Source organism: Kitasatospora sp. NPDC017646 (genome assembly GCF_044329365.1).
In the GTDB taxonomy this organism is placed as follows: Bacteria; Actinomycetota; Actinomycetes; order Streptomycetales; family Streptomycetaceae; genus Kitasatospora.
Window position 1 is genome coordinate 142336 of sequence record NZ_JBIRJC010000007.1, and the last position, 25637, is coordinate 167972.

Here is a 25637-nt window from a genome sequence, read left to right on the forward strand (position 1 = left end):
CCGTACGGCGTTGTCCGCCCCGACGAAGGCGGTCACGCCGCGGTCACGACCGCCCGTCAGGCGGCCCGCCCCGCACGCCTCGGCCGGACCACCGACGCCGCCGGTGCCACCGGCACCACCCGTCGCTCCCAGTCGATCCGGTACCCGTGCACCGGGCGCAGCATCTTCTCCGGGCTCATGAAGGTCCGCATCATGATCGGCGCGACCAACCGGAACACCATCCGCCCGACCGGCCCGGAGGCCTTCTGGTTGTTGGTGCGCTCGGCGTCGGCGGCGATCTTCTCCACCCGGGGCCGGCGCAGCGCCGCGTACGCGGCGAAGGCCTCGGTGTGGTCGGGCAGGTCGCGCAGGCAGCGGGCGAGTTCGACGGCGCTCTCGACGGCCAGCGAGACGCCCTGTCCCGAGCTGTTGGACGGCGCGTGCACGGAGTCGCCGACCAGCACCATCCGGCCGCGGTACCAGTGCGGGACGGACGGCATGATCTCCAGCCGGGGGAAGGTCTCGACCGTCCCGGCGTCGGCGACCCGCAGCACCTCGCGGGCGGGCAGGTCGTCGGCGTGCAGCTCGCGGCAGCGGCGCAGCCAGTCCTCCGGGCTGACCGCGCGGGCCTGCTCGTGGCTGAGCCGTTCGGGCTGCGGGATGTTGCTGAACCAGGCGGTACCGCTGCCGTCGGCCAGGCCCCAGTAGCCGAAGAAGGCGCGGGCGCCGTTGGCGAAGTGCACGGTCTCGCCGCGTCCGGCCCGGCCGGGCAGCCGGTACGGGCTGTAGCCGCCGACTCCGAGCAGGCCGGTGTACCGGGCGGCGGGCGCGGCCGGGTCGATCAGGGTGCGGACGGTCGATCCGGTGCCGTCGGTGCCGATCAGCAGGTCGCCGGTGGCGCTGGTGCCGTCGGCGAAGTGCGCGGTGATGCCGTCGGCGGTCTCCTCGGCGCCCACCAGCCGTTTGCCGTAGCGCACTTGGACGCCGGTCTCGCGCAGCCGCCGCTGGAGCACCTCGTACATCTCGGCACGGCGCATCAGCCGCCCGCGCGGCAGGTCGGGGAGGCCTGCGAACTCGGCCAGCGTCCCGCCCTTGCCGTCCTCGATCACCATCGGTCCGACCGGCTGCCCGATCCGGGCGACCTCCGCCTCCAGCCCGACGACGGCCAGGGCGCCGAGTCCGTTGGGGGCGATCATGAAGACCCCGCCGATGCCCTCGGCGGAGGTCTCGTAGGCCTCGAAGACCTCCGCCTCGATGCCGGCCCTGCGCAGCGCCAGCGCCGTCACGGGACCGGCGATGCCGCCGCCGATGACCAGGGCCTTCCTCGCGGTACGAGCGGTACGAGCGGCGCCGGCAGGGCCGGCGGTACCCGGTGCGTTCATTGCAGACTCCCGAAGTGCTCCTGCCAGGTCCGGATGAAGTCCGGCTCCTGGAGCTGTGAGATGAGGCGCTCGACGAAGGCGATCTCGGTGTCCATGCCGCCGACCCGGTACTCCTCCTCGATCAGGAAGAGCCAGCCGACGCCCTCCTCGGTGGCCTTGCGCAGCGTCGCCCGGATGCCCGCCACCTCGGAGGTCAGCGCGGCCCGTCGCCGCTCCAGGAGCTCCGCGGCCTCGGCCGGCGGGAGCACCATGAGCAGCGACAGCGAGACCCCGAACGCGGGGTACTCGTGCTGCGGTTCGGCGACGAGTTCGCGCATCCAGTCGTAGAGCTCCGTCCGCCCCTCCTCCGTGAGGGCGTAGACGGTGCGCTCGGGCCGCTGGGTGTCGCGGACGGTCTCCTGCTCGACGACGAACCCGGCCTTCCGCAACTGCTCCACGACCATGTACAGCGAGCTGCGGTTGTACTTGATGTTGCGGTCCTTGGCGTGCTCCTTGAGCCGGCGACCCATCTCGTACGGGTGCATCGGCTCGGCCAGGAGTTCGGCCAGGACCGCGAGGGCCAGCGGGTTCGACACCTTGCGTCGCTTCGCCACGAGACGTCCTCATCTCTTGGTCAGTACTGACTATCCACTCCTGAATAGTCAGAGTCAACTAACTAGGAACCACGGACAGGAACTCTGTCCGCCCGGCTAAAATCAACCACACACCGTTGTCCGGGCGGATGAAGGAGGCGCGGAGTGACCACCCCCGGCCTCCCGCTCCGCCAGCTGCTGATGTCCCTGGGTGAGCCGCTGGTCGAACTCCAGGCCGCTCCCCAGGGCTTGGACGTCCCCGTGCGCGACGTCGCGATCCTCGACCCGGAGGACCCGCCCGCCGCCGCCCCCGGCGAACTCGTCCTCGCCATCGGCGCCCGCGGCCGGGCCGCCCTCCCCGCCCTGCGCGCGGCCGGCCGGGCCGGCGCCGCCGCCGTCGCGGTCAAGCTGGACGCCCCCGGCCAGGCCGACGCCCTGCGCGAGGCCGCCACCGACGCGGGCGTCGCCCTGCTCTCGGTCCGCCGTGAGACCCGCTGGGAGCACCTCGACTCGCTCGCCCGGGCGATCATCGCCGGCCCGGACGCCCCGGACTCCCCGGGCGCCCCCGAGCCCAACGCCGGCGACCTCTTCTCCCTGGCCCAGACCGTCGCCGTGCTCACCAACGGCATCGTCTCGATCGAGGACACCTCCAGCCGGGTGCTCGCCTACTCCCGCTCCTCCGACTCCGACGAGGTCGACGACCTGCGCCGGCTGTCCATCCTCGGCTGGCAGGGCCCGGAGCCGTACCTCTCCAAGCTCCGCGAGTGGGGCATCTTCCAGCACCTGCGCAGCTCGGACGCCCCGATCGCGGTCGAGCCGCACCCCGAACTCGGGCTGCGCCGCCGCCTCGCGGTCGGCATCCGGGCCGGGGCGCAGCCGCTCGGCACCATCTGGGTACAGGAGGGCGCCCAGCCGCTGGCCCCGCTGGCCGAACAGGCCCTGGTCGGCGCCGCCCGGGTGGCCGCCGCCCAACTGGTGCGCCGCCGCCGCGAGTTGTCCGCCGACGTCCGGCTCACCCAGACCCTGCTGACCGGACTGCTGGAGGGCTCCACCGGTCCCCAGTCGCTCGCCACCCACCTCGGCCTGGACCTGCGCCGCCCGGCCACCGTACTGGCGTACAGCGCCCACACCACGGAGGCGCTGCACCGCTCCGACGTCACCGGCCTGATCTCGGTGCACACCGCCGCCCGGCACCGCACCGCTCTGCTCGCCCCGATCGAGTCCCGGGTCTACGTGCTGCTACCCGAACTCCCGCCGGGCCTGCCGATGACCACCGTCCGCGGCTGGGCCGACGAGGTGGTCACCGCCGCCCGGGAACACCTCGGCGTCCCGCTGCGCGCCGCGATCGGCTCGACCGTCGACGGCCTCTCCCAGGTGCCGGACTCCCGCGCCCAGGCCGACCGGATCCTGGACGCGATGGGCCGCGGCGGAGTGGACCTGGACGTCGCGGCGCTGATCGACGTCCAGGCCGAGGTGCTGGTCAGCGAGATGCTGGCGCTGCTCCAGGAGCGCGGCGGCCTGCGCGACCCGCGGCTCACCGCGCTCACCGAGTACGACCGCCGGCACGGCACCCGGCTCGCCGAGTCCGTGCTCGCCTGGCTGGACGCGCTCGGCGAGGTCCGAACCGCCGCCGACGCCCTGCACATCCACCCCAACACCCTGCGCTACCGGGTGCGCCGCGCCGAGCAGTTGACCGGCATCGACCTCGCCCAGCCGCAGCAGCGGCTGCTGGCGATGCTGCAACTGCGGCTGCCCGCGGACGACTAGGGGCGGGCCCCGGGCCCACGGGCAGCCCCGTGCGCTTCGGTACGCGTCAGGCGCCGTACCCCTGGCCGCGCTCGTGCTCCTTCAGCCGGCGCCACGGCCCGCTGATCGCCAGCTGGATGCCCGGCTCCTGGATGTTGGCGAACAGGGTCCGGCCGTCGTCCGAGAACGTCACCCCGGTGAACTCGCTGAACTCGGGCTTCCCGGCGCTGCCGGTGTTCAGCTCGTTGCGGGCGATCGGGTAGACCAGCCCGTCCTCGGTGGCGCCGAACAGGTGCGAGACGCCGTTGCCGTCCTCGGCGATCACGATGCCGCCGTACGGCGAGACGGTGATGTTGTCGGGGCCGTCGTAGTTGTCGTGGTCGCCCCAGACGTCGGAGTTGACGCCCAGCAGCACCTTCAGCGTGATGGTGCGGCGGGCCGGGTCGAAGAACCAGACCTGGCCGTCGTGCTGCAGCGGACTCTCCGAACGGGCGTAGCTGGAGACGAAGTAGAAGCCGCCGTCACCCCACCACATGCCCTCCAGCTTGCGGGCCCGGGTGACCTCGCCCTCCTTGAACTGCTTGCGCACCGAGGCGCTCCGGGCGTCGCGGTCCTGGACCTTGACCCAGTCCACGCCGTAGACGGTGCCGACCTGGGTGGCGCGGGACAGGTCGTCGACGAACCTGCCGCGCGAGTCGAAGACCTTGAAGGCCTCCAGCACCCCGGCGTCGGCGGCGAGCTTGCGCAGCTGGTGGCGGCCGTGCCGGAAGCCGGCCGGCGGGGTCCAGCGGTAGAGCAGGCCGTTGGGGTTGGCCGCGTCCTCGGTCAGGTAGACCTGCCCGCGCTTCGGGTCCACCACGACGGCCTCGTGCGCGTAGCGGCCGAAGGCCTTCACCGGCTGCGGGTCGCGGTTGTAGTCGTCGTCGAAGGGGTCGACCTCGAAGACGTAGCCGTGGTCCTTGGTGAAGCCGTTCCTGCCCGCCCGGTCCTCGGTCTCCTCGCCGGACAGCCAGGTGCCCCACGGGGTCACCCCGCCCGCGCAGTTGGTGGAGGTGCCGGCGATGCCGACCCACTGCTCGACCGAACCGTCCCGCTTGGCGTGCACGATGGTGCAGCCGCCGGCGGCGCCCGGATCGTAGACGTGGCCCTCGGTCAGCGGCACCGGGTGCGGCCAGTTCGCCCGGGCGCCGGACAGCTCGTGGTTGACCACCATCAGGTTGCCGCCGCGCTCGTCCTCGAAGGCGGAGGTGCCGTCGTGGTTGCTAGGGGTGAACTCGCCGGTGCGCAGCCGGGTTTCGCCCGCCCGGTTGAGCACCCGGTACGAGAAGCCCTCGGGCAGCGACAGCAGCCCGGCCGGATCCGGCACCAGCGGGCCGTAGCCGATCGCGGCACCGCCCGCCGCGTTGGTCCCGGCAACACGTGCGGCACCTGCGGAACCGGCAGCACCAACGGTCCCGGCGACCGGCAGCTCGCCGCCGACCGGCGCGGCGATCGCACCGGGGGCGCTGGCCAGCGCCTCGGCGCCGCCGGCGATCAGCACGCCGGCCCCGACGAGGGCGGAACGGTTGACGAAGTCCCGGCGGGACAGCGACATGGCGGCAACTCCTGAGGGGTGTACGGGCGTCGAGGCGGGTCGTCGACGCCCAGCAGCCTCCGCCGCAGGGGTGAACCCGGCATGACGCCCACCTCACACCGAGGCGGCCATTTGCCGACTGATGACCGACTGATGACCATCGCTTTACCGGGCGCCGGTCAGCCGCGCCCCGCCCGCCACTGCTCCCAGGCCGACAGCCACAGCTGCTCCGCCAACCGCTGCTCCTCCCAGGCCCCCTCCCCGCCGCTGCCCGGCCGCTCCCGCCACATCTGCTCCCAGGCCCGCTGGGCCGGCAGGCTCGCCACCGCGCTGGCGAACACCGTGTACCGGACGACCTCCTCGACCGCCGCCTCCCCCTCCGGCGTGCCGACCAGCCAGTGCGTCTGCTGGGACAGCCGGTTGAGGTGGTTGACCATCGAGGTCACCGCCGCCGCGGCCTCCTCCCGGGTCTCCGTGGCGAGGCGCATCTGCTGGCGCACCGCCGCCTCCCAGCGCACCGCGCAGACGTCCCCGCGCAGCCCGCGCGGCAGCCGCGGCGTACGCCCGACCCGCACCTGCGCCTCGATCGCGGCGGCCTCCGCGATGCTCTGCGCGATCAGCTCCCGGTGCGCCTCCAGGCCTACGGCGGGCGGCAGTTCGCGCTCCTCGACCGGCACGTACCGGGCCCGCCGGGAGGCGAGGTCGCGCAGCAGCTCGGTGCGCCCGCGCAGATGGCACTCGAAGTCCCTGAGCCCGCCGAGCTCCACGCAGCCGGGCGGCAGCCCGCGCCCGCACACCGTGACGGCCTGGCCGCCGACCCGCAGCCGCCCGGCCCAGACCAGCCCGACCGGCCCGTTCCCGCCCGACGCCACCGGCCGGTCCTCGTGCACCTCCACCGGGCAGGACTCGCCGTCCACCGTGATCCACTCGCGCAGTGCCCGCACCCGGCCCGGACCGTCGCCCTCGTCGATGCCCAACTGCTCGTAGACGCGGTCGCGTTCGTCCTCGACCACGTCCTCCAGCTCGGGCAGCACCTCGCAGTCGTCGGCCCCCGGCCGGTAGGTCCGCACCGTCACGTACGGTCCGGCCGCGCTGGTCCAGTCACCGACCTGCACCTCGACCCAGCGCAGCTCGCCGCCGCAGGTCTCGAAGGCCGCCAGCGCCTCGCCGCGGCCCGTCGGCCCGACCACGCCGTACACCGGGAAGTCCACCGCGGCGAGGGTCCGGCGGGAGAACTCCTCCTGGTCGGCGAAACGATCCTGCCTGCCCGACCGCTCCGGCCCCGACCGCTCGGCGTTCCACTCCCGGGGCTCCTGGGGCCTTCCGCCGTTCTCCCGCACCATCCTGTGCCGCACCCCCGAGTCCTCGCGCCCGCACCGCTGACGCCACCTTACGTGGCCGCAGCTGCCGGGTCATCAGCTCCGCTGCCGGACGGGGCCGGTGGCCGTGTCAGTCGGGCCCGTTGTCAGCCGCGCTCCCTACGCTGGCGGCATGACAGCACAGAACGGCGCAGCCCAGCCCGCCTTCCCCGCCCGGATCAGCATCGTCACCCTCGGCGTCTCCGACCTCGACCGCAGCGCCCGCTTCTACGAGGACCTCGGCTGGAAGCGCTCCTCCGCCTCCAGCCCGGAGATCGTCTGGTTCCGCACGGCCGACTCGGTGCTCGGCCTCTTCCCCAGCGAGGAGCTGGCCGCCGACGCGGGCGTGCCCGCCACCGGCGAACCGTCCTTCCGCGGCGTCACCCTCGCGGTGAACCTGGAGTCCCCCGCGCTGGTGGACGCCGCGCTTCGGACGGCGGTCGAGGCCGGCGCCGTGGTGGTCAAGCCGCCCGTCCAGACCGGCTGGGGCGGCTACTCCGGCTACTTCGAGGACCCGGACGGGCACCTGTGGGAACTGGCCCACAACCCGTTCTTCCCCTTCACCGAGGACGGCTCGCTGGACCTCCCGTAGAGCGCCGGCCCTCGGAGGGCCGGCCCCCGTCCCTCGGGGAGCGCCGAGCCCTCGGGCCGGCGGCTCAGCCCTTGGACCGCGCCTTGAAGGCCGCCTTGCGCGCCTCCTTGGCCAGTGCCCGGTCCGTGTGCAGCTCGCCGATCGCCTCCAGGACGTCCGCCGTGTACGGGTGGTCGACCCGCCACAGCTCGCCGAACCACGCCGCCGGATCGCCCTTCACCGGCAGGTCGGCGATCAGCTCGCGCAGCAGTGCGGCATCGCCGCCGCTGTCCAGCAGCTGGGCGGCGAAGGTGTCGACCACCGTCCACAGCGCCATCGCCCGGTCCGGCACCGGCACGTCCGCCGCGCCCATCGCGGACAGCCAGGCCCGGGCCGAGCCGCCCAGCTCCCGGTCGTCCAGCACCTCCCGGACGGCGGGCTCGGCGTCCGCCCCCAGCAGGTTCAGCGCCGAGAAGCACAGCATCCGGCGCAGCGGCCCGTACGCGTCGTCGCCGCGGGCCGCCGCCAGCAGCTCCCGCGCCGCCGGCACCGGCTCCCGACCGGCCACCCAGACCCGCAGCTCCTCCTCCGGCAGCACGTTGGCCGACTCGCACACCCCGCGCAGCAGCTCGGCCGCGTCCCCCCGGGCCAGCTCGCCGACCAGCGGCGCGTCGTAGCCGTCCTCCAGCAGCCACTGCCGGATGCCGTACTGGCCGAGCGGGGTGAGCCGGACCAGCCCGAAGCGGGCCGACTCCTCCTCGTCCAGCGGCGCCTCGCCGACGACGGGCTCCTCGCCGTCCTCCTCGTCGAACAGGTCCGGGTCGATCGGGTGGTAGTCCAGCAGGCCCAGTTCGGCGAGGTCGCCCAGCATCGGGTCCAGGGCGACCATCACGTCCGTGATGTCGCCGAGCAGCTCCTCGCTCGGCTCCTCGCCCTCCGGCACGACGAGCAGCGCGGCCAGCACGCCGAGCGGCACGGTCTCGTTGCCCGGGTCGGCGAAGGCGGTGGTCTCGTACAGCACCTGGAGCGCCTCGTCGAGCAGTTCGGCGGCGGCGTCCCGGGCCTCCTCGACCTCGCTCAGGCCGTCCTCGTCCTCGTCGCCACCGGCCTCCGCGGCGGGCTCCTCGCCCTCCTCCTCTTCCTCCTCCGGCAGCGAGTCCGCCTCCACCGCCAGCTCCCGGACGATCCCGGCGGCGGTAAGCCACAGCTCCAGGACGGTGTCCGGGTCCCCCTGCTCGGCGGGCTCCAGGTCCGGACCCGGCACCGCGACGTGCTCGCCGTCCTTGGTCGTGCCCAGCTCCACCAGGTCCAGGTCGCAGGCCAGCGACCAGGCCCGCAGCGCCTCGACCTCGGCCTCCTCCGGCACCTCGCCGTCGGCCGGGGCCAGCCCCAGCAGCCGGGCGGCGGGCGCCCGGTCCTCCTCGACCAGGTCGCCGAACTCGTCCACCACCCGGTGCGGGGCCGCCCAGCGGGCCAGCGCCAGCGCGTAGCCGAACATCGGGACGGCCTTCGCCTGCTCGGCCAGCTCCTGTTCGGCGGGCAGCTTCACCGGCGGCACCAGGACCGCCGTGTCGTCCAGGTCCTCGTCGTCCAGACCGTGCGCGGCGAACGCCCCGTAGAGGTCCTGGAGCTCCATATCGGCGGGCAGCACGGCCTCGGCCGCACCCTCCCCCACCGACGCCCCACCGTTCTTCCGACGTCGTCCGGCCATCGTTGTGCGCTCTCCCTCAGCCAGCGGTCAGCTCGAACAGCTCCGCGTACCGATCTACCACCTCAGCGTATAGGCCGGGCACCCCCGATGCCCGGCCGCAGGGAGCGCGCGCAGGGGCGCGCGCCGTTTCCGTGCGCCCACCCTTTATCCTTCGAACTGGTGTCTGCGCACACCCCGTGCAGTCCACCGGGCAACGAAGCCCGAATCCTCAGCTCATCCGCTCCACCAGGGAGCCCCGCACCGCGGCCACACCACAGCGCCTCAGGACGGGCGCACCGGCACACCCCGCCGACCCGGTGGTGCCCTGCCACAGGAGACCCCTCACATGGCGGACCTCTCCCCCGCCGGCTCCGGCCTGCGCACCGCGCAGCTCGACGGACGCCGACTGTCGGAGGCCCTGCTTCCCCTGGAGCTCGCGCCGCGCGCCCAGCTCCAGCTCGCCGCGATCAGCCGCTGGAACGCGCTGCGCGGAGTCCGCGTCGGCCTGGTCGCCGCCGCCCTGCTGTTCATGCTGATCGGTGCCAACCTGGCGACACCGATCTACCCGCTCCTCCAGCAGCGCCTCGGACTCGGCCCGCTCGACACCACGATCCTCTTCACGATCTACGTGTTCGCGCTGGTCCCGGTGCTGGCCATCGTCGGCCACTGGTCCGACCACCTCGGCCGGCGCGCCCTGATCCTGCCCGCCGTCGCCCTGGCCGCCGCGGGCGACGTCGTGTTCGCCACCTCCGGCAGCTTCTGGCAGCTGGCGGTCGGCCGCGCCGTCCAGGGCATCGCCGTCGGCCTGTCCACCGGCGCCGCCGGAGCCGCCCTCGGCGACCTGCTGCCCGACCACCCGACACTCGCCGCCAAACTCACCCTGGCCTGCTCCGCGGGCGGCGTCGCCCTCGGCCCGGTCGTCGGCGCTCTGCTGTCCGGCGGCTCGGACCCGCTGATGACCCCGTTCCTGCTGCACGCCATCGCCCTGCTCGCGCTCTGCGTACCGCTGGCCGTCGTCCACCCCCGGATGCCCGGCCGCAACCGCCCGCCGGCGTCCCCGCCGCGCATCACCACCCCGGCCCACCTGCGCCCCCAGCGCCTGCGGCTGCCGCGCACCGGCCGCCGCGAGTTCCTGCTCGCCGCCTCGGCCGGCTTCATCTCCTACGCGGTCTTCGGCGTCTACCTCAGCCTGGCGCCGGCCTTCGCCGCCAAGCTGCTGCACACCCCCTCCCACCTCGTCGGCGCGATCGTGGCCGCCCTGTTGCTCGGCTCCTCGGCCGCCGCCCAGCTGACCGTGCCCCCGACCTCCGACCGTCTGGTCATCGCCCTCGGCATGACCGGCCTGGCCACCGGCCTCGCCCTGGTCGTCGCCGCCGGCTACACCGGCACCCCGGCCCTGCTCTTCATCGGCAGCGTCCTCGGCGGCGCCTGCCAGGGCGTGGCGTTCCGCTCCCTGTTCACCACCGCCGTCGCCGCGATGAACCCGGAACGCCGGGGCTCCGAGATGAGCTCCCTGTGGATCATCGTCTACCTCGGCAGCTCCCTGCCCATCGTCGCCGTCGGCGCCCTCGTCAAGAGCTACGGCCTCCTCCCCGCCGTCAGCGGCTTCGCCACCGTCGCCGCCGCCCTCTGCGCCGCCCTCGCGGTGGCCGTCGCCCGCAAGCCCAAGCAGGCCTGAGCACCGAAGACGCCGCTGCCCGGGACTTCCGAAGAAGTCCCGGGCAGCGGCGTTCCGGCCTCATGTCCAAGGCTTCCATCTGTCGGTGGCAACCTCGATGTCGAAGGGCTTCGGCAGACGAACGGTTTCGCCGAACTTCCACTCCCCCAGAACCTCGTATGCCCCCTCGGCCTTGTTCGGCTCACCGAACAGAGTGACGCCGGGCTGCCGCGGGTCACGGTCCACCAGCAGGTAGTGGGGCACTCCGGTACGCGCGTACCCGTTCCACTTAGTGGGCTCTACCTGCCGGCCGAACATCGGGCGACGGTCGTACCGGGCATTGGACGGGGAGGTCACCTCGACCACCAGTTCAAGATCGCCCGGGTGGACGTACAGCACGTCCTTGGCCCGATTCCCGGCCTCGACGTCCCGATGCGCGATCGCCATGTCCGGGACGTAACCCTCCCCGATCTCGATAAGGTCCAGGTTGATCGTCCGAATAGCCCGCCACGGGAACGCCGGGTCGGTAGCTCTCGCGACCGCCACCGAGTCCTGGATGTCCACGAAGATTCCCTCGTGGAGGTGAACCGGCGATGGCGACACAACGATCCCCCCTCCGATCACCTCAACCCGCGTGCCGTCATCCGGGAGCCGGAGGTATTCCTACGGATTGACGCTCACCTAGCAGCCGGACGAACTCGGCGGCCTGCCGATCGAGCGTTTCCACCAGGCGCTGATCGCCGAGGGCGCCACCGAGTTCGACCGGCCCGGCTCCACCTGCCCCCTCAACCACCTCGCGCTGTACCAGCAGCCCAGCATGCTGTTCCCCGGCCACCCGCACTCCCGCCGCCGCTACCAGGCCGGGGACTTCCCCATCGCCGAGCACGCTTACGCCCACACGATCAAGCTCCTGGTCTGACACCGTGAGAAGGATCTCGAACTGGCCGAGCAGTACGTCCGCGCGGCCATCAAGATCAGCGACCATCACAAGGAGCTGTTGTGACCGTCACCTCCCCCGAGTTCGTGGCCGGCCTGGCGGCCGCGTCCTGCTCCTGCGACGCAACTGCCAATAGCGATCTCGGCGGGCGCGGACCTTGGAAGGCGACCCAACCGGGTTGACCCGCGCTGGTCACGTACTGAATGTCGCGAACGTCTCACACTGCGTCAAGTGGCGTGGTACGTTCCGTAATCCAACCGAAAACAGGCGACCCCGGCGGTGCTGGAACACCCCGGGGTCCGGCAACAGGAGCCAACACTCCCGATGCGCATCTATCGTAGCGCCCACGTGCGCAACTTCACCGTGCTTCCCAACGCCGTTCTCCAGTACCGGCGGCTGAGCTACACCGCCCGAGGTCTGCTCGCGGACCTGCTATCCCGCCCCGACGGCTGGCGTGAGGACGGTCGGCACATGGCCGACACCAGTCCTCAGGGGCGCGGCGCGATTCGCAAGGCTCTAAAGGAACTCACCGACGCCGGGTACTACCGCGTCGAAAAGATCCGCATGCCCGACGGCACGATCATCACCGAGACCCACGTCTACGACACCCCGCAGCCCGTGCGACCGAGTGCCCCCCTTCCGGCGTCCGGTGGAGGGGCCACCGGTCGCACTGACGGCTCCGTAGTAAAGAACCGGCAACAAGAACCCACCCTCCCGCCGCCTCCGGATCCCGAGACCGAGGAGGTTCGGGCAGCCGTGGCCACCCTGTTCCGGGTGATCCGTCCCGAGCCGCGTCTGCGTCTCGGCGAAGCCGAGGCCCGGGAGTTGGCACCCCTGGTCGCGCAGTGGATGGCGCGCGGCAGCACATCCACCGACCTGGCCCACGCCCTGCTACCGGGCCTGCCCGCCCCGATGCACTCGGCGGCGGCCGTGCTCCGCCACCGCCTGGAACACAAGATGCCGCCCGCCCGGCCCGCCGCACAGCCAACAGCCCGGTACTCCGAGTGCGCCAAGTGCCACGACCCCGTGCCCCGACCGGGCATCTGCCGCCCGTGCGCTGGCCTGACAACCCGCACCCCCACGCCGGGCCCGGGAGCAGAGGTGGCCGCCGCAGGTGCCGCCCGAGTCCGAACCGCGCTGCGCTCCGCACTGACCGGCAGTCGACCCGCACACATCGCCGCCTGACACTGGCTGTCCGACCGGTCCGAAGGGGCTCCGGCAGGACGGGGTCTCCCGCTTCCGGTAGGTACATCGCCCTGCCTCACCAGCGCCGCGTGCCGCCTGGCCGGGCGGCACGCGGCCAAGCCGGGGTGGGCACCCGCCGGGAGGCGGGTGGGGGGTGGACGGTGGGGGGTGGACGGTGGGGAACGGCGCTGAACCTTCTCAGCGAAGCCGATCACGCACGGGTGTTCCCCCCGCAGGAACGCCGCTGCCCGGGACTTCCGAAGAAGTCCCGGGCAGCGGCCACGGCGAAGGCACCGGTCAGACGTTGAAGCCCAGCGCCCGCAGCTGCTCGCGGCCGTCGTCGGTGATCTTGTCCGGGCCCCACGGCGGCATCCAGACCCAGTTGATCCGCAGGTCCTGGACCAGACCGTCGGTGGCGGTCTTGGCCTGGTCCTCGATGACGTCGGTGAGCGGGCAGGCCGCCGAGGTGAGCGTCATGTCGATGGTGGCCACGTCGGACTCGTCGATGTGGATGCCGTAGATCAGGCCCAGGTTGACGACGTCGATGCCCAGTTCGGGGTCGACGACGTCCATCAGGGCCTCGGTCAGGTCCTCGACCGAGACGGTGCCGGCGGTGGTGCCGACGATGCCGAGCGGCTGCTCCTCCGCGGCGGAGGGGGTTTCGTCAGTCATGGTCTTGTCCTCCTTCGCGGATTCAGTCGTTCACAGCGGGGTTCTGGGCGAGCGCCTGGGCGGTGGCGTCCTTCCAGGCCATCCAGCTGAGCAGGGCGCACTTGACCCGGGCCGGGTACTTGGAGACGCCGGCGAACGCGACCGCGTCCTCCAGCACCTCCTCGTCGCCCTCGCCCTGGCCCTTGCTCTGCATCAGCTCCAGGAAGGCCTCCTGGACGGCCTGCGCCTCGCCGACGGTCTTGCCGACCACCAGGTCGTTCAGCACCGAGGCGCTGGCCTGGCTGATCGAACAGCCCTGGGACTCGTACGAGACGTCGGCGACCTTCGCGCCGTCGAGCTTCACCCGCAGGGTGATCTCGTCGCCGCACGTCGGGTTGACGTGGTGCACCTCGGCGTCGCCGTCCCGCAGCCCCTTGCCGTGCGGGTTGCGGTAGTGGTCCAGGATGATGTCCTGGTACATCGAGTCGAGCTTCATGTCCTGCGCGTCCCGTCAGCCGAAGAAGTTCCGGACGTGGTGCAGGCCGTCGATCAGCGCGTCGACCTCGCCCGGCGTCGAGTACAGGTAGAACGACGCCCGCGTGGTCGCCGGAATTCCGTACCGCAGGCAGACCGGCCGCGCGCAGTGGTGCCCGACGCGCACGGCGATGCCCTGCTCGTCCAGCACCTGGCCCACGTCGTGCGGGTGGATGTCGCCGAGCGTGAAGGAGATCGCGGCGCCGCGGTCCACCGCCGTGCGCGGACCGATGATCCGCAGGTCCGGGACCTCCAGCAGGCGCTCCACCGCGTACTCGGTGATCGCGTGCTCGTGCGCCGCGATCTTCTCCATGCCGATGCCCTGGAGGTAGTCGATGGCCGCGCCCAGCCCGACCGCCTGGGCGATCGGCGGGGTGCCGGCCTCGAACTTGTGCGGCGCCGGGGCGTAGGTGGACGAGCCCATGGTGACGGTCTCGATCATCTCGCCGCCGCCCAGGAACGGCGGGAGATCCTCCAGCAGCTCCTGGCGGCCCCACAGCACGCCGATGCCGGTCGGGGCCAGCATCTTGTGGCCGGTGAAGGCGACGAAGTCGGCCTCCAGCGCCTGCACGTCCAGCACCATGTGCGGTGCGGCCTGCGAGGCGTCGATGACGACCAGCGCGCCGACCGACTGCGCCTTGCGGACGATCGTCTCGACCGGGTTGATGGTGCCCAGCAGGTTGGAGACCAGGGTGAAGGAGACCACCTTGGTCTTCTCGGTGATCAGCTCGTCGATGTTCGACAGGTCGAGCCGGCCCTCGTCGGTCAGCCCGAACCACTTGAGCTTCGCACCGGTGCGCTGCGAGAGCAGCTGCCACGGGACGATGTTGGAGTGGTGCTCCATCTCCGTGATCACGATCTCGGAGTCGGCGTCGACCCGGTACGGCTCGTCGGCCCAACCGAGCATGTTGGCCACGAGGTTGAGCGACTCCGAGGCGTTCTTGGTGAAGATCACCTCGTTGCGGCTCGGCGCGTTGACGAAGGCCGCGACCTTGTCGCGAGCGCCCTCGTACATTGCCGTGGCCTCCTCGGCGAGCACGTGCACGCCGCGGTGGACGTTGGCGTTGTGCCGCTCGTAGTAGGCGTTCAGGGCCTCCAGCACCTGGCGCGGCTTCTGCGAGGTCGCCGCGTTGTCCAGGTAGACCAGCGGCTTCCCGTCGTGCAGCACGCGCTGAAGGACCGGGAAGTCCTTGCGGATCGCGTCGGTGTCGAGCAGACCGGTCAACGGATGCGTCACTCGGATGCGCCGCCCTTCGCATACGCCTCGTAGCCCTCGTTCTCCAGCTTGTCGGCCAGCTCGGCGCCGCCGGACTCGACGATGCGGCCGCCCGCGAAGACGTGGACGTAGTCGGGCTTGATGTACCGCAGGATGCGGGTGTAGTGGGTCACCAGCAGAGTGCCGACCTCGCCGGTCGAGCGGACCCGGTTGATGCCCTCGGAGACGATCCGCAGCGCGTCGACGTCCAGGCCGGAGTCGGTCTCGTCGAGGATCGCGATCTTCGGCTTGAGCAGCTCCAGCTGGAGGATCTCGTGGCGCTTCTTCTCACCGCCGGAGAAGCCCTCGTTGACGTTGCGCTCGGCGAAGGCCGGGTCCATCTGGAGGGCGGCCATCGCCTCCTTGACCTCCTTCACCCACAGCCGCAGCTTCGGGGCCTCGCCGCGGACGGCGGTGGCGGCGGTGCGCAGGAAGTTGCTGACCGAGACGCCCGGGACCTCGACCGGGTACTGCATGGCCAGGAAGACACCGGCCTTGGCCCGCTCGTCGACGGACATCTCCAGGACGTCCTCGCCGTCCAGCAGCACCGAGCCGCCGGTCACGGTGTACTTGGGGTGGCCGGCCAGCGAGTAGGCCAGGGTGGACTTGCCGGAGCCGTTCGGACCCATGATGGCGTGGGTCTCGCCCTGCTTCACGGTCAGGTCGACGCCCTTCAGGATCTCGCGCGGGCCGTTCTCGGCCTCGACGGAGACGTGCAGGTCGCGGATTTCAAGGGTTGCCATGTGTACTCAGGACTCCTGGTTGACGGAGACGAGCACATCGTCCCCTTCGATCTTTACGGGGTAGACAGCGACCGGCTTGGTGGCGGGCAGGCCGGAGGGCTTGCCGGTGCGCAGGTCGAAGCTGGAGCCGTGCAGCCAGCACTCGATCATGCAGTCCTCGACCTCGCCCTCGGAGAGCGAGACGTTCGCGTGCGAGCAGATGTCGTTGATCGCGAACACCCCCTCGTCGGTGCGGACGATCGAGACCGGCACGCCGTTGAGGTCCACGCGCTTGGGCACGTCCTCCTGGAGGTCGCTCAGCGCGCAGGCACGGAGGAAGCTCATCGGGTTCAGACCGCCGCTTCCAGCTCGGCGTCGATCTTCTCCATGAGCTGCTCCTGGACCTCGGCCACGCCGATCTGCTGGAGCAGCTCGGCGAAGAAGCCGCGGACCACCAGGCGGCGGGCCTCGTCGGCCGGGATGCCGCGGGCCATCAGGTAGAACAGCTGCTCGTCGTCGAAGCGGCCGGTCGCCGAGGCGTGGCCGGCGCCGACGATCTCGCCGGTCTCGATCTCCAGGTTCGGGATCGAGTCGACCCGGGCGCCGTCGGTGAGCACCAGGTTCCGGTTGAGCTCGTAGGTGTCGGTGCCGAGCGCCGCGGCGCGGATCAGCACGTCGCCGACCCAGACCGCGTGGGCATCCTGGCCCTGCAGCGCGCCCTTGTACGCCACGTTCGACCGGCAGTGCGGCTTGTCGTGGTCGATGACCAGGCGGTGCTCCAGGTGCTGGCCGGCGTCGGCGAAGTACAGGCCGAACAGCTCGGCCTCGCCGCCGGGGCCGGCGTAGTTGACCCGCGGGTGCAGGCGGACCAGGTCGCCGCCGAAGGTGACGACGACGGACTTGAACGAGGCGTCCCGGCCGACCAGCGCGTTGTGCTGGGCGACGTGGACGGCGTCCCGCTCCCAGTCCTGCACGGAGACGAAGGTGAGCTTGGCGCCGTCGCCGACCAGGAGCTCGACGTTGGCGGCCCGGGTGCCGGCGCCCGTGTGGTTGAGCACCACGACGGCCTCGGCGAACGGCTTGACGTCGATCACCACGTGGGCGAAGCGGACCCCGCCCTCGGCTCGCACGTCGATCTTGACCGGCTCGGTCAGCACCGCGTCCTTGGGGACGGTGACCACGAGCGCCTGCTCGAAGGCGCTGAAGGCCTGCGCGGCGACCCGGTCGACCGGGGTGCCGGCCTTGCCCAGGCGCGCGTCGTCCCGGCCGACGGTCTCGGCGGTGACGCCGGCCGGCAGCGCGAAGTCGACCTTGTCCTCGCCGCGCTCGGCGGTGACGGCGGTCCCGTCGTGCAGCCCGCCGAGGCGGTGCAGCGGGGTGAACCGCCAGTCCTCCTCGCGGCCGTGCGGCACCGGGAAGTCGTTCACGTCGAAGGACGGCTTGACCGCGACGCGCGCGTCGATCGGCTGCTGGACCGCGGTCCGGCCGGTGCCGGGGCCGGCGAGCTGCGCGCCCGCGCCGGCGGTGCCGACCTCGATCGAACCGGCGGTGGTGGAGCCGGTGGTGTTCTGCTCAGCCATGGCTGTTCGTAGTGCTCTCTTCCTCGGAAATCAGTGGACGGCGGTGGCGGCGGGGGTCAGCCGACCGCGCCCTCCATCTGCAGCTCGATCAGCCGGTTGAGCTCCAGCGCGTACTCCATCGGCAGCTCGCGCGCGATCGGCTCGACGAAGCCGCGCACGATCATGGCCATGGCCTCGGTCTCGGTCAGGCCGCGGCTCATCAGGTAGAACAGCTGGTCCTCGCTGACCTTGGAGACGGTCGCCTCGTGGCCCATGGACACGTCGTCCTCGCGGACGTCCACGTACGGGTAGGTGTCCGAGCGGGAGACGGTGTCGACCAGCAGCGCGTCGCACAGCACGTTGGACTTGGCACCGTGCGAGCCCTCGCCGATCTCGATCAGACCGCGGTAGGAGGTCCGGCCGCCGCCGCGCGCCACCGACTTGGAGACGATGTGCGAGGAGGTGTTCGGCGCCATGTGCACCATCTTGGCGCCGGCGTCCTGGTGCTGGCCCTCGCCCGCGAAGGCGATCGACAGGGTCTCGCCCTTGGCGTGCTCGCCCATCAGGTAGACGGCCGGGTACTTCATGGTGACCTTGGAACCGATGTTGCCGTCGACCCACTCCATGGTCGCGCCCTCGTACGCCACGGCGCGCTTGGTGACCAGGTTGTAGACGTTGTTCGACCAGTTCTGGATGGTCGTGTAGCGGCAGCGGCCGCCCTTCTTGACGATGATCTCGACGACCGCCGAGTGCAGCGAGTCGGAGGAGTAGATCGGCGCGGTGCAGCCCTCGACGTAGTGGACGTAGGCGTCCTCGTCGACGATGATCAGCGTCCGCTCGAACTGGCCCATGTTCTCGGTGTTGATCCGGAAGTAGGCCTGGAGCGGGATGTCGACGTGCACGCCCTTCGGCACGTAGATGAAGGAGCCGCCGGACCACACGGCCGTGTTCAGCGCGGCGAACTTGTTGTCGCCGGCCGGGATGACGGTGCCGAAGTACTCCTTGAACAGCTCCGGGTGCTCGCGCAGCGCGGTGTCGGTGTCCAGGAAGATGACGCCCTGCTCCTCCAGGTCCTCGCGGATCTGGTGGTAGACGACCTCGGACTCGTACTGGGCGGCGACACCGGCGACCAGGCGCTGCTTCTCCGCCTCCGGGATGCCCAGCTTGTCGTAGGTGGCCTTGATGTCCGCCGGCAGGTCCTCCCAGGACTCGGCCTGCTTCTCGGTGGAGCGGACGAAGTACTTGATGTTGTCGAAGTCGATGCCGGAGAGGTCGGAACCCCAGGTGGGCATGGGCTTCTTGCCGAACAGCTTCAGGCCCTTGAGCCGCAGGTTCAGCATCCACTCGGACTCGTTCTTCTTCGCGGAGATGTCGCGGACGACCTCCTCGCTGAGCCCGCGCTTGGCCGCGGCACCGGCGGTGTCCGGGTCGGCCCAGCCGTACTCGTAATTGCCCAGGCCCTCGAGCTCCGGGTGCGAAACGGTGTCAGTCATGCGAGCTTCCTAACGCGCGGACGCAGAATCTTCGGTGGACGTACCGGCAGTCGGCACTGCATCGGAACCGTTGCCCGCGGGGCGCTGGGCGGGCGACGATGCGGCACCGGGTGCCGGCACATAGGTGGTGCAGACCCCGTCGCCGTGGGCGATGGTGGCCAGCCGTTGCACATGGGTGCCCAGGAGCTGGGAGAAGACCTCGGTCTCCGCCTCGCAGAGCTGCGGGAACTGCTCGGCGATGTGCGCGACCGGGCAGTGGTGCTGGCAGAGCTGGGCGCCCGCCGGGGCCTTGGCCACGGCCGACGGGACACGCCGCACCGTGGCAGCGTACCCGTCCGCGCTCAGCGCCTCGGCGAGGGCCTCGGGGCGCTCTCCGGCCCCGGCCTGCCGCAGGGTCTCCTGGTACTTCTCGCCCTGCTTGCCGAACCGGGCACGGGCGAAGGCGGCGACCGCCTCCTCCCCCGCCTTGCCGCCGCCCACCGCGTCCGAGATCCAGCGCAGCGCGTCGGCCGCGAGCTGGTCGTAGGCCTGGTAGAAGGCGTCCCGGCCGGCGTCGGTGAGGGCGAAGACCTTGGCCGGACGGCCCCGGCCCCGGCTGCCGTAGACCCGCTGCTCGCGGGACTCCACGAGGCCGGCGGCGGCCAGGCCGTCGAGGTGGCGGCGGACGGCGGCGGCGGTGAGGCCGAGCCGGCTCGCCAGGTCGGCGGCGGAGGAGGGGCCGTGGTCCAGGATCGACCGGGCGACCCGGTCCCGGGTGGCGCGGTGGCCCTCCAGCAGCACCTCGGCCGCCGTCACGGGCACGTCGCAGTGGGAGGCCGACTCGGCCTCCTGCTGCTGGGCGTGCTCGCGCATGTTTTTCACAACACCAGTGTTGCGTAATTACTTCCGCGAGGACAAGCCGTGACCCACGCCTCACCGGTGTCATCTGTCACGCAGGCAAGCCTTACCTGATCAGCGGAAACGATCACCAAGGCCGGTGTCCGGTCCGCCCGTTCGGTCCTCTTAGACTCGCCGGTATGAACTCCGTACCCGCGGTAGAGATCGCCGGGCTGGTCAAGCGCTACGGCGACAAAGCCGCGGTGGACGGCCTCGACCTCACCATCGCACGCGGCGCGATCACCGCCGTCCTCGGCCCCAACGGCGCCGGCAAGACCACCACCATCGAGACCTGCGAGGGCTACCGCCGCCCCGACGCCGGCACCGTCCGCGTCCTCGGGCTCGACCCGGCCGCCCAGAGCACCGCGCTGCGGCCCCGGATCGGCGTCATGCTCCAGTCCGGCGGCGTGTACGCGGGCGCGCGCGCCGTCGAGATGCTGCGGCACACCGCCAAGCTGCACGCCCACCCCCTGGACGTCGACGCCCTGGTCGAGCGCCTCGGCCTCGGCTCCTGCGGCCGCACCACCTACCGCCGGCTCTCCGGCGGCCAGCAGCAGCGGCTCGCCCTGGCGATGGCCGTGGTCGGCCGCCCCGAGCTGGTCTTCCTGGACGAGCCCACCGCCGGCCTCGACCCCCAGGCCCGCCGCGCCACCTGGGAACTGGTCCGGGACCTGCGCCGGGACGGCGTCACCGTGGTCGTCACCACCCACCACATGGACGAGGCCGAGCAGCTCGCCGACCACGTCGCGATCGTCGACCGCGGCAAGGTCATCGCGGGCGGAACCACCGAGGAGCTCTGCCGCGGCGGCGCCGACGACGCCCTGCGCTTCGACGGCCCGCCCGGACTCGACCTCGGCCCGCTGCTCAAGGAGCTGCCCGCGGGCGCCACCGCCACCGAGGCCGCCCCCGGCCACTACCGCGTCGAGGCGCCCGTCGACCCCAGCAGGCTGCTGGCCACCGTCACCGGCTGGTGCGCGGCCTCCGGCATCCTGCCCGAACGGCTGTCCGTGCAGCGCCGCAGCCTCGAAGACGTCTTCCTCGACCTGACCGGACGGGAGCTCCGCTCGTGACCACCGTGGACTACTCCCCGAAGCCGGGGTCGGCACCGGTCGGCCGGATGCTGCTCGCCCAGACCGCCTTCGAGACCCGGATGCTGCTGCGCAACGGTGAGCAGCTGCTGCTCACCGTGGTCATCCCGACCGTGCTGCTGGTGCTGTTCTCCGCCGTGGACGTCGTCGCGGTGGAGGGCCCTGGCAAGCGGGTCGACTTCCTGGCGCCCGGCCTTCTCGCACTGGCCGTGATGTCCACCGCCTTCACCGGGCAGGCCATCGCCACCGGCTTCGAGCGCCGCTACGGCGTGCTCAAGCGGCTCGGCGCCAGCCCGCTGCCGCGCTGGACCCTGCTGACCGCCAAGACCGGCTGCGTGCTGGTCACCGAGGTGCTGCAGGTCGCCCTGCTGTCGGTGATCGCGCTGGCGCTCGGCTGGTCCCCGCACGGCAACCCGCTGGCCGTCGCCGCGCTGCTGGTCCTGGGCACCGCCGCCTTCTCCGGGCTCGGCCTGCTGATGGCCGGCACCCTCAAGGCCGAGGCGACGCTGGCCGCCGCCAACCTGGTGTTCATCCTGCTGCTGCTGGCCGGCGGGGTGATCGTGCCGCTCGGCAAGTTCCCCGGCGCGGTGCGGTCGGTACTGGAGCTGCTGCCGATCTCGGCGCTCTCCGACGGCCTGCGCTCGGTGCTCCAGCACGGCGCCGGAGTGCCGTGGTCGGACCTCGGCATCCTGGCCGGCTGGGCCGTCCTGGGGCTGGCCGCGGCCGCCCGCTTCTTCCGCTGGGAGTGAGCCCCTCCTCGGAGATGCGCGACGCCCCCCGGCCTCAGCTGGCCGGGGGGCGTCGCGCGTTCCGGTCGAGTACCGGTCAGCCCTGGCTGCCGCCGCGGCGCTTGCGGGCGAGCAGCACCAGCGCGCCGCCGACCAGCACCACGCCGCCGCCGACCGCCGCGATCACCGGGGTGGCGTCGCTGCTACCGGTCTGGGCGAGCGCCGGGGCGCTGGTGGCGGGGGCCGGCGCCGGAGCGGCCGGGGTCTGGCTGGGGGTGGGGGTCGCCGACGGGGTCCTGCTCGGGGTGGGCGTCGCCGACGGGGTCATGGTCGGCGACGGGGTGGGGGTGGGAGTGGGAGTCTTGGTGGGGGTGGGGGTGGGGGTCGGGGTGGGTGTCGGGGTAGGGGTGTGGCACGGCGCGATGGTCTGGGTCTCGTCGATGCTCCAGCCCTTCTCGGCCGGGGTCTCGGTGGTCTTCACCACCAGGTGCGCCGTGACCGGGGCGTCGTGGTCCTTCACCTGGAAGGTGCCGTGGAACTCCGCCGGGAACTCCTTGGCGTCCAGGACCTTCTCCTCACCGATGGTGAGGCTGACGGTGTTCTTCACGTCGGGCTTGGGGCTGTAGTTGATCAGGTCGATCACGACCTTGTCGCAGGTCACCGACCAAGTCGGCACGTGCGCCGAGGCGTTGGTGGCCAGCGCCAGGGGAAGGAGGAATCCGGCCGCCGCCGTGCCGGCGAGTGCCGTCGCACCGATCCGCATGTGCCGCTGCTGTCGCGCCATTACGCTGTTCCCCTCCGAACGGTCTTGCGCAGCAGGCGCGTTGAGTGGATCGCGGTGGCCCGCTACGACATGTCCGGGGGACTCTACCGGCACTCCCGCACCGCACCACACCCCGCCGTGCGACCGGATTTCGCCTGTCGGTCCGTTCCCGGATGTGCTTGACCAGCTCATCACGGCTGCGACCTCGCAGAACACGGCTTCGGCGAACTTGAATGAACTTCGTCACTTCGGCCACAGAGCAGCGCCCTCGGCGATCGGACTCGATCACCGAGGGCGCAATGTCGATCACTCGACGAACGGGCCGGAGCGTTCCGACGGCTCAGGCCTTCCGTTCAGGCCCTGCCGGCCGCCTTGCGCCGGTGCACCACCACGATCCCGCCACCGGCCGCCAGCACCACGACACCGCCGATCGCCAGCGGCAGCGAGCCGCCGACCGCGAGCGCGGCGGCTGAGGTGGGTATGCGCATGTGCAGGATCTCCGCTGGACGGCTGCGGAGGCGGTGGAGGAACGAGCCAAAAAGGCATGGACCATTCCGCACTCTTTCGGCCTGTCGAGCGATTGGTCAAGACCACTCGCCGCCATGTCCGAACAGTCCGGTTTGTGTCACCGGTCACTCCGGCCCCGCCCGCCCGCGCCCCGGCCCAAGATCGCCTGTAAGGCCGCCTACGATTGGTGCCGTGCGTACCCCCTTCTCCCTGCTCGCCGAGCGCTGGCAGCCCTCCGCCGCGATGGTCCGGCGCGCCGCGTTCGCCGCGCTGGTGATGAGCGTGGTGATCGTCGTCACCGGCGGCGCCGTCCGGCTCACCGCCTCCGGCCTCGGCTGTACGACCTGGCCCCGCTGCACCGGCGACAGCCTGACGCCCACCCCCGAGATGGGCTTCCACGGCGTCGTCGAGTTCACCAACCGGATGCTCACCTACGTGCTGAGCGCGGCCGTCGGCTGGGCCATCCTGGCCGCTCGCTGCCACCGGCCGTGGCGGCACAGCATGACCAGGCTCGGCTGGGCGCAGTTCTGGCTGGTGATGAGCAACGCCGTGCTCGGCGGCATCACGGTGCTGACGGGCCTGAACCCGTACACCGTCGCGGGACACATGATCGCCGCAATGGCCCTGGTCTGGGTCGCCCTGCTGATGTGGGAGCGCAGCAAGGAGGGCGACGGCGCACCCGAGCTGGCTGTGGCCCGCCCCATCCACCAGCTCTCCTACGTCCTGGTCACGGTCGTCGGCCTGCTCGTCGCGGCAGGCACCCTGGTCACCGGCGCCGGCCACCACCCGGGTACGCCGCAGGACAACAAGATCGTCCCGCGTATCCCGATCGACTACGACAGGCTCGCGCAGTTCCACGCCGACTTCGCCTTCGTTTCGGTCGGCCTGACCATCGCACTGATCTTCGTCTTCGCGGCCGTCAAGGCTCCGCAGGCTGCCAAGGCCCGTACCAAGGAGCTGCTGGCAGTTCTGCTCCTCCAGGGCGTCCTGGGTTTCATCCAGTACTTCACGGACGCCCCCGAGCTGATGGTCGGCCTCCACATGCTCGGCGCGACGCTGACGTGGATCGCCGCTCTCCGCATCCCGCTCGCCCTCCGCACCCGCGAGGAAGTGGCCTTGGAGCAGCTCCCCACCCAGACCCCGCAGACCGCCGCAGTCTGAGCTCTTTCCGAAGGCCCCCATCCAAACGGATGGGGGCCTTCGACGTGTCACAACAGCTGCCGCCCGTCATGGCTGCGAACACTCGGCACCGCGTCCTCCCCAAGCGCGTCCAGGACACGCACGGCATAGGCCTCCGCCATGCGCTCCGCCACGTCGCCCACCGTGAGCCAGCCGACCTCCACCGTCTCGTCCGAGAGCCGCTCCACCCCGCCGTCCGGCCGACAGCGGAAGACGAGGGCGACGACCCCTCGGCTCACACTCATGCACGGAAGACCCGAGGTAGACCTTCTGCCACGCCGGCGAGGTCATCGTGAGAGCTGCCTCGGCCAGTTCCCGGGCGGAGTCGGTTTCAGGCTGCCGAGGCTGCTGTCGATCCAGGGCTGGACGTTCTGGTAGCCCTGCTCCCGGTACTCGACGGCTTGGAGGAGGCATTCGAGCTTGTCGGCGTCGTGCGCGACAACCACCTCCAGGCTCTCACCGTTCTCGTACTCGGAGATGACGGCGTTGACCCCGGTTACGACAGCGGGGTGGGCGGCGCTGACCTGGTCGGCAGTCACCCGCTCGTTTGAGGCTGCGGTCAGGCATCGCCGGCCGATGTGCGGAATGTCCCCGATGCGGGTCTCCTGCGTGTCGTGGAAGAGACACAGCAGGGCGACCTTCGCCGGGTCGGCACCCTCCATCATCGCGAGGACTGCACCCACGACACCGGTGCGGAAGGAGTGTTCAGCGATCGTCTCGGGGTCCTTCACCCCGGCAATCCACCAGCCCGACCGCTTCGCCCGCTTGAGCATCCCCGCCTCGAACAGGTACCCCGCAGTGCCCTTCGCCTGCCCGTTCTCTGCCACGGCCGACCTCTCTCAAACGCCGTAACCGCTTGTCCGGAGACCGTAGTACACAGATTCCAACTTGCGCCGAGACTCGGAAGACAGAGTTCCATCGTCGAGCAGAACACCGACTCTTCCAGCCAATTCCCGTGCCACATAAGGATCGGAGTCGAGCAGGTTTCGGCGAGAAAGGATCAGGGCCCAGATGGAATGAACTACCGGCTCATCGCCACCTGTTCGGTCCGCTACGTCCCGGTCCCATGGCTGCACCAGGTGAAGCCCGGCAGCCGGATCCTGGTCACCCTGTCCGGCTGGTCCTACGGCTTCGGCCTCGCGCTACTGACCGTGACTGGCTTCGGGCAAGCCACCGGCCGCTTCCTGCCCGGCTACACCAGTTTCATGATCGCCCGCCCCGACGACCGGCCGCCCCGCCAAAGCCTGTCGCTGCTCCCGGGAGACGAACGCCCGACCCGAATCGACCCCGAGATCATCAGCACCTGGACGGGCAGTTGGGTCGCGCAGCTAGCGGCGCCCTCGGCCGAGCGGATGGGAGTCGGCGGACAGCAGATCCTCTCCGACGTGGCCACCGGCTCACAGGCCCGGACCACGCCCAACCCCAAAGGCGGGTGGACCGTCGTCCAGCGCGGCCCGCTCCGGCTCTGGGACCAGGTGGAGAGCGCCGTCGAAGCCTGGCAACAGGCCGGCGAGCCGCACCAGGAGGACTTCGGGGCACCATCTCCGAGTCAGGGCAACGCGTGTGGATCGGGCACGAGAACGGCCCGGGCTGGAACCTGCCCATCTGAAACGGCGAACGGCCCGGCAGCCG

Annotated in this window: 22 protein-coding genes and 4 pseudogenes; 8 read left to right on the forward strand and 18 right to left on the reverse strand. The window is 71.5% G+C overall.

Annotated features, from left to right (window positions below; translation table 11 throughout):
- Positions 1-56: 56 nt before the first annotated feature.
- Positions 57-1361, reverse strand: a complete 1305-nt coding sequence (locus ACH4J0_RS14220) for an FAD-dependent oxidoreductase (RefSeq protein WP_396239757.1) — start codon at positions 1359-1361, stop codon at positions 57-59.
- Complete coding sequence (locus ACH4J0_RS14225; protein ID WP_396239759.1) at positions 1358-1954, reverse strand: PadR family transcriptional regulator; 597 nt, start codon at positions 1952-1954, stop codon at positions 1358-1360. The genes ACH4J0_RS14220 and ACH4J0_RS14225 overlap by 4 nt, the downstream gene beginning before the upstream one ends.
- Before the next feature lie 144 nt (positions 1955-2098).
- On the opposite strand from ACH4J0_RS14225, the gene ACH4J0_RS14230 reads away from it, so the two are divergent.
- Positions 2099-3700 carry a PucR family transcriptional regulator gene (locus ACH4J0_RS14230; protein WP_396239761.1) on the forward strand — a complete coding sequence of 534 codons (1602 nt, stop codon included), beginning with the start codon at positions 2099-2101 and terminating at the stop codon, positions 3698-3700.
- A 46-nt stretch (positions 3701-3746) separates the two neighbouring features.
- On the opposite strand, the gene ACH4J0_RS14235 is transcribed toward ACH4J0_RS14230, so the two are convergent.
- The gene (locus ACH4J0_RS14235) at positions 3747-5273 is read right to left on the reverse strand and encodes an alkaline phosphatase PhoX (protein WP_396239763.1); all 1527 of its coding nucleotides are present in this window, start codon (positions 5271-5273) and stop codon (positions 3747-3749) included.
- Positions 5274-5431: 158 nt separating this feature from the next.
- On the reverse strand, positions 5432-6607 hold the full coding sequence (locus ACH4J0_RS14240) for a hypothetical protein (RefSeq protein WP_396239765.1): 1176 nt from the start codon (positions 6605-6607) through the stop codon (positions 5432-5434).
- Positions 6608-6743: 136 nt separating this feature from the next.
- On the opposite strand from ACH4J0_RS14240, the gene ACH4J0_RS14245 reads away from it, so the two are divergent.
- On the forward strand, positions 6744-7202 hold the full coding sequence (locus ACH4J0_RS14245; protein WP_396239767.1) for a VOC family protein: 459 nt from the start codon (positions 6744-6746) through the stop codon (positions 7200-7202).
- Positions 7203-7266: 64 nt separating this feature from the next.
- On the opposite strand, the gene ACH4J0_RS14250 is transcribed toward ACH4J0_RS14245, so the two are convergent.
- Complete coding sequence (locus ACH4J0_RS14250; protein ID WP_396239769.1) at positions 7267-8892, reverse strand: hypothetical protein; 1626 nt, start codon at positions 8890-8892, stop codon at positions 7267-7269.
- Positions 8893-9217: 325 nt separating this feature from the next.
- On the opposite strand from ACH4J0_RS14250, the gene ACH4J0_RS14255 reads away from it, so the two are divergent.
- Positions 9218-10549 (forward strand): MFS transporter, encoded by a 1332-nt coding sequence (locus ACH4J0_RS14255; RefSeq protein ID WP_396239771.1) that lies wholly within the window; start codon positions 9218-9220, stop codon positions 10547-10549.
- 60 nt (positions 10550-10609) lie between these two features.
- Here the strand turns inward: ACH4J0_RS14255 and ACH4J0_RS14260 are convergent.
- Positions 10610-11179 (reverse strand): annotated as a pseudogene (locus tag ACH4J0_RS14260) (Uma2 family endonuclease); the annotation flags it as partial.
- Between the two features lie 610 nt (positions 11180-11789).
- Here ACH4J0_RS14260 and ACH4J0_RS14265 point away from each other — a divergent pair.
- Positions 11790-12650: a hypothetical protein gene (locus ACH4J0_RS14265; protein ID WP_396239773.1), complete on the forward strand. Its 861-nt coding sequence runs from the start codon at positions 11790-11792 to the stop codon at positions 12648-12650.
- 297 nt (positions 12651-12947) lie between these two features.
- Here ACH4J0_RS14265 and ACH4J0_RS14270 read toward each other — a convergent pair whose 3' ends face one another.
- From ACH4J0_RS14270 to ACH4J0_RS14305, 8 genes are read right to left on the reverse strand one after another with little or no spacing between them, the layout of a single operon-like run.
- Complete coding sequence (locus tag ACH4J0_RS14270) at positions 12948-13322, reverse strand: metal-sulfur cluster assembly factor (protein WP_396239775.1); 375 nt, start codon at positions 13320-13322, stop codon at positions 12948-12950.
- A gap of 22 nt (positions 13323-13344) precedes the next feature.
- Positions 13345-13797, reverse strand: a complete 453-nt coding sequence (gene sufU, locus ACH4J0_RS14275; protein ID WP_033354873.1) for a Fe-S cluster assembly sulfur transfer protein SufU — start codon at positions 13795-13797, stop codon at positions 13345-13347.
- A gap of 15 nt (positions 13798-13812) precedes the next feature.
- On the reverse strand, positions 13813-15072 hold the full coding sequence (locus ACH4J0_RS14280; protein WP_396239777.1) for a cysteine desulfurase: 1260 nt from the start codon (positions 15070-15072) through the stop codon (positions 13813-13815).
- On the reverse strand, positions 15069-15833 hold the full coding sequence (sufC, locus tag ACH4J0_RS14285) for a Fe-S cluster assembly ATPase SufC (RefSeq protein WP_396239779.1): 765 nt from the start codon (positions 15831-15833) through the stop codon (positions 15069-15071). Before sufC ends, ACH4J0_RS14280 begins: the two co-directional genes overlap by 4 nt.
- Before the next feature lie 6 nt (positions 15834-15839).
- Positions 15840-16157 (reverse strand): bifunctional 3-phenylpropionate/cinnamic acid dioxygenase ferredoxin subunit, encoded by a 318-nt coding sequence (locus tag ACH4J0_RS14290; RefSeq protein WP_207813275.1) that lies wholly within the window; start codon positions 16155-16157, stop codon positions 15840-15842.
- A gap of 5 nt (positions 16158-16162) precedes the next feature.
- Positions 16163-17392 (reverse strand): Fe-S cluster assembly protein SufD, encoded by a 1230-nt coding sequence (gene sufD / locus ACH4J0_RS14295; protein ID WP_396239781.1) that lies wholly within the window; start codon positions 17390-17392, stop codon positions 16163-16165.
- 56 nt (positions 17393-17448) lie between these two features.
- Positions 17449-18864, reverse strand: coding sequence for a Fe-S cluster assembly protein SufB (gene sufB, locus ACH4J0_RS14300; protein WP_396239783.1), 1416 nt, complete (start codon positions 18862-18864; stop codon positions 17449-17451).
- A 9-nt stretch (positions 18865-18873) separates the two neighbouring features.
- Positions 18874-19716 carry a helix-turn-helix transcriptional regulator gene (locus tag ACH4J0_RS14305; protein WP_396239785.1) on the reverse strand — a complete coding sequence of 281 codons (843 nt, stop codon included), beginning with the start codon at positions 19714-19716 and terminating at the stop codon, positions 18874-18876.
- 164 nt (positions 19717-19880) lie between these two features.
- Between ACH4J0_RS14305 and ACH4J0_RS14310 the strand changes: the two genes are divergently transcribed.
- Both ACH4J0_RS14310 and ACH4J0_RS14315 read left to right on the forward strand, forming a co-directional pair.
- On the forward strand, positions 19881-20810 hold the full coding sequence (locus ACH4J0_RS14310) for an ABC transporter ATP-binding protein (protein WP_396239787.1): 930 nt from the start codon (positions 19881-19883) through the stop codon (positions 20808-20810).
- A gap of 47 nt (positions 20811-20857) precedes the next feature.
- A complete protein-coding gene (locus tag ACH4J0_RS14315) occupies positions 20858-21577 on the forward strand; it encodes an ABC transporter permease (protein ID WP_396239967.1) in 720 nt (239 codons plus the stop codon).
- A gap of 76 nt (positions 21578-21653) precedes the next feature.
- On the opposite strand, the gene ACH4J0_RS14320 is transcribed toward ACH4J0_RS14315, so the two are convergent.
- Both ACH4J0_RS14320 and ACH4J0_RS14325 read right to left on the reverse strand, forming a co-directional pair.
- Entirely contained in the window at positions 21654-22340 is a 687-nt protein-coding gene (locus tag ACH4J0_RS14320; protein ID WP_396239789.1) for an LAETG motif-containing sortase-dependent surface protein, read from the reverse strand.
- A 332-nt stretch (positions 22341-22672) separates the two neighbouring features.
- Positions 22673-22807 carry a hypothetical protein gene (locus ACH4J0_RS14325; RefSeq protein ID WP_396239791.1) on the reverse strand — a complete coding sequence of 45 codons (135 nt, stop codon included), beginning with the start codon at positions 22805-22807 and terminating at the stop codon, positions 22673-22675.
- 211 nt (positions 22808-23018) lie between these two features.
- Between ACH4J0_RS14325 and ACH4J0_RS14330 the strand changes: the two genes are divergently transcribed.
- Positions 23019-23987, forward strand: coding sequence for a heme A synthase (locus ACH4J0_RS14330; protein ID WP_396239793.1), 969 nt, complete (start codon positions 23019-23021; stop codon positions 23985-23987).
- 47 nt (positions 23988-24034) lie between these two features.
- On the opposite strand, the pseudogene ACH4J0_RS14335 reads toward ACH4J0_RS14330, so the two are convergent.
- Positions 24035-24247, reverse strand: a pseudogene (locus ACH4J0_RS14335) (NUDIX hydrolase); the annotation flags it as partial.
- A gap of 16 nt (positions 24248-24263) precedes the next feature.
- A pseudogene (locus tag ACH4J0_RS14340) lies at positions 24264-24778 on the reverse strand (HD family hydrolase); the annotation flags it as partial.
- 234 nt (positions 24779-25012) lie between these two features.
- Here ACH4J0_RS14340 and ACH4J0_RS14345 point away from each other — a divergent pair.
- Positions 25013-25614, forward strand: a pseudogene (locus ACH4J0_RS14345) (methyltransferase); the annotation flags it as partial.
- Between the last annotated feature and the right edge of the window lie 23 nt (positions 25615-25637).